Annotated in this window: 4 protein-coding genes; 3 read left to right on the top strand and 1 reads right to left on the bottom strand. The window is 44.3% G+C overall.

Annotated features, from left to right (window positions below; genetic code table 11):
- Together F6K37_RS34040 and F6K37_RS34035 are read left to right on the top strand one after the other, a co-directional pair.
- Positions 1-458 (top strand): homoserine kinase (locus tag F6K37_RS34040; protein ID WP_287255178.1); only part of this gene is annotated, 458 nt, incomplete at its 5' end.
- A 387-nt stretch (positions 459-845) separates the two neighbouring features.
- Complete coding sequence (locus F6K37_RS34035; protein ID WP_287255180.1) at positions 846-2,459, top strand: NAD(P)H-quinone oxidoreductase subunit 4; 1,614 nt, start codon at positions 846-848, stop codon at positions 2,457-2,459.
- Positions 2,460-2,736: 277 nt separating this feature from the next.
- Here F6K37_RS34035 and F6K37_RS34030 read toward each other — a convergent pair whose 3' ends face one another.
- Entirely contained in the window at positions 2,737-3,504 is a 768-nt protein-coding gene (locus F6K37_RS34030; RefSeq protein WP_287255176.1) for a PAP/fibrillin family protein, read from the bottom strand.
- 135 nt (positions 3,505-3,639) lie between these two features.
- On the opposite strand from F6K37_RS34030, the gene F6K37_RS34025 reads away from it, so the two are divergent.
- On the top strand, positions 3,640-4,033 hold a 394-nt coding region (locus F6K37_RS34025), incomplete at its 3' end, for a Rieske 2Fe-2S domain-containing protein (protein ID WP_287255174.1).

Raw genomic sequence — 4,033 nt, 5'->3', positions numbered from 1 at the left:
TTTGTGATGTTGCTTGGTCTTCTGATCTGGTGCCGGTGGTGGCAATTCCCGATTTCGAGCTTTCAACACAGGAGGCACGGCAGGTGTTGCCTGATAGCTATAGCCGTGCTGATGCAGTTTTGAATGTGGCCAGTTTGGGGTTGTTGTTGCGGGGTTTGGAGTCTGGTAAGGGGGATTGGTTACGGGTCGGTTTGCAAGACCGGATACATCAGCCTTATCGCCAAAAACTGATTCCTGGTTATGACGCTGTGGAGGCGGCAGCTTTGGATGCTGGAGCCTATGGCATGGTGATTAGTGGGGCAGGTCCTACTTTGTTGGCTTTGGTGAGTGAGTCCCAAGCACCAGCGGTTCAGGAGGCAATGGCGGTAGCTTGGACCGATGCCGGGATTCAGGCTCAAGTGCGATCGCTTTCTCTAGATTGCCAAGGCACCAAGATTGCTCTGGAATTAAGTAGCTAATACCACATCCCATGGTATGACCCCCTGCTGGTTATAGTTGGTAATTGCTTCTGATTACCCCAAACCTCTTATATCATCTCGGGATAATTACCCTTAATAAAAATCTCCCCCATCTGGCCATCTCCCCATCTCCCCACACGTCCCACCCTCCCCACACTTCCGACCCTCCCTCTAATTATGGGTATTCCACCTGACTTGATATGACCCTATACCATAAGGGTTCTGGGGGTGACCCACCTTAACCTAAAATTTTAACAATTCTTTACTTTTTCGGTAGCAATGGCTACTGAAAAAGTTTTTTTTTGGTTTTTTGGTAAAGAACCTTTGCAAAACTTTACTTTACTTAATATACTGAAATCATGTGGCAATAGGTATTTATTCTTAGCTATGGTCTCCGTGAATTTTCCTTGGATAACGACGATTATTCTGCTGCCCCTAGTGGCATCTTTGGTGATTCCGATCATTCCCAGCAAGTGGCTGAGGATGATTCGTTGGTATGCCCTAGGTGTAGCCGTTCTGGATTTTGTCCTAATCATCTATGGGTTTTGGCATCATTACAATTTCCAAAATTCCGAATTTCAGCTCAGGGAAAGTTATACGTGGATACCCCAGCTTGGCATTAGTTGGTCTGTAGCAGTCGATGGCTTATCGATGCCTCTGATTGTGTTAAGTGGCTTAGTCACTACCTTAGCTATTGTTGCGGCTTGGAAGATTAACCATAAACCGCGTCTGTTTTACTTCTTGATGCTGTTCATGTATAGCGCCCAGATCGGGGTGTTTGCAGCTCAAGATTTAGTGTTGTTTTTCCTAATGTGGGAATTAGAGTTGCTGCCAGTGTACTTGCTCATTTCTATATGGGGAGGAAAACAACGCTTCTACGCCGCAACCAAGTTTATTCTTTACACAGCAGCAGGTTCAGTTTTTATCCTGGTCGCCGCGCTAGTGATGGCGTTTGCTGGAGATACAGTGACCTTTGACATGCAAACCCTAGGGAATCGGCATTACCCGATAGCTTTGGAACTAGTAGCTTATGCGGGTTTCTTAATTGCCTATGCTGTCAAGTTGCCGATTTTTCCGCTACATACCTGGTTACCGGATGCACACAGCCAAGCTTCTGCTCCAGTGTCGATGATATTAGCTGGGGTCTTATTGAAAATGGGTGGGTATGGACTGATGCGCATGAATCTAGAAATGCTTCCTCATGCCCATACTTACTTCGCACCAGTGCTAGCAGTATTAGGTGTGGTCAATATTATCTACGGTGCTTTGCTTGCCTTTAGCCAAGACAATCTCAAACGACGACTAGCTTACTCGTCAATTTCCCACATGGGTTTTGTGTTGATTGGCATTGCTTCGTTCACTGAATTAGGAATGAATGGAGCTATCTTACAAATGCTTTCCCATGGGTTAATCGCTGCTGCCTTATTCTTCCTATCTGGTGTCACCTACGAACGTACTCATACGCTAGCGATGGCAAAAATGGGAGGAATGGCGCAAGAAATGCCCAAAGCATTTGCCCTGTTCACTGCTGGTTCCATGGCATCCCTAGCCTTACCTGGAATGAGTGGTTTTGTGGGTGAGTTGTCAGTGTTTCTTGGAGTCACCACTAGCAGTGTCTACAGCTCATCTTTCAAAGTAGTCATCGTTCTATTAGCAGCAGTGGGATTAATCCTAACTCCGATTTATCTGCTTTCACTGCTCAGACAGGTATTTTTCGGTAAAAATAACTCTGGCATAATTATTGAGAAATACCTAGGGGATGCCAAGCCTCGCGAAATTTTCGTTACCGCTTGTCTGTTAATCCCTATTATTGGCATCGGTCTTTATCCGAAGCTAGTCACTCAAACCTATGATGTAAAAACTGTAGCGGTTGCTGCTCAAATGCGCCAATCATTACCACTCATTGTTCAAGAGGAATCACCTCTATACTCTGGTACCTTCACACCGCCACAGTTACCTAATACCAATCCTCAACCTATTCTTGGGGTTACCAATTACTAAGTACTTCCTGTTTCCGATTAGCGGGAGTTAAACAAAAAGAACGCCCCAAACAAAGCAGGAGCATCCCACTTTGGAAGAAACATACCGCAAATAGCTGTATCATGGTGATTATACCGCTCACATAAAACGATATATTTACCAAAATGAGATGCTCCCAAAAAAATGGGTGCATCTTACTGTTTTGAGGCAAAGTGCGAGTGGTGTAAATCCCCTGTTACCTTGCTGCATCGCTTTTGAAATTAGTAAGTGCGCTTTCCGCATCTAATTATTAAATTCGTCACGGGTCGCACCTGTGGATGTCACAGACTAAGACTGTACCCTTTTCTCCACGAGTGATTCGTAGTTCCTCATCCAGATAGAGAATTTGTAGACGACCTTTGGGCGATCGCTTCATGGTAAATGCTACTTCTCCAGTATCTGGGTTCATCCCTTGGGGGGGTACTAAACCGAACATCAACTTGAAAAAACCAGACATCAATTTTTCTGTCCAACTTTTCTGTGAAGATGGGCATTGATCACCAAAAATGGCTTGCCAATCTTTTAGATTTGTTGATGGATGGGGGGCTAAAATACCTCCTGTAAATTGTACTTGTAGCACCCAATCACTAACGGGATAACAAACGCCTTGGTTGCGTACAATTCCCCTGATTTGAGGCATAGACTCATCAACGGTCGTAAATTCCACAACGATATCATAACTACGCTGTTGACCATCTCCCAACAAAAATACAGGTTGGACAACTCGGTCAATCACCAGTTTTAATCCTGTGGGTTGAAACATATTAAAAGCAAGACGACCGAGAGTGTAAGCATACTTACCCTCTGCCAGTTGCTCTCCTCCCGGAAAATTAGGTGCGCTAATTAACAACCATTCATGGTCCAGGAGTTCCCCATGACCTGTTGGTGCTGTTGTCGGATTGAGTTGACATAAATGATTAATTGCAGCAATTACGGCTTCATCCTTAGTATTGCCACCACAAGCCGCAAGCACTTGACGCAAAGCTGTTTTAGCTGATGTACGTTTTTCTGAATCTACGACTACCATATTAGTAATAATTTTAGCTGTCCTGATGCTACTTTATATCATCCTAGATGGTTGATTTTTTATTGACTATTTTTTTCAAAAAATGTTACATTTATTATGACTAAAAATCCCATACTTTTTTTTAAAATTCCTACTATGTCTAGCATGGTTTTACAGTCCGTAACCTCTCAAACTAAGGCAGTGCAAGAACTGGCAGCAGGTGGCTCTGATCCAGAAGTCTTTGACTGGCAAGAAGTTTGGTATCCTGTTTCTTACATCGAGGATTTAGACAAATCCCAGCCCACTCGCTTCACTTTGTTAGAGCAGGATATTGTCCTCTGGTGGGACAAGCATGAACAGATGTGGCGAGCTTTTGTCGATCAATGTCCACACCGTTTGGCTCCACTGTCTGAAGGTAGAATTAATCAGGATGGATGGCTAGAATGTCCCTATCATGGCTGGGCTTTTTCCGGAACAGGCCAGTGTGAAGTCATTCCACAGCAAAAAGAAAGGGGAAAGGCTGAAATTTCCCAACGTGCCTGTGTCAATT

Origin of the sequence: Moorena sp. SIO4E2, assembly GCF_010671945.1 — a bacterium.
Taxonomy (GTDB): Bacteria; Cyanobacteriota; Cyanobacteriia; order Cyanobacteriales; family Coleofasciculaceae; genus Moorena; species Moorena producens.
Note: the sequence above shows the minus strand (reverse complement) of the source record. Positions and strands in the feature narration are given on the sequence as shown.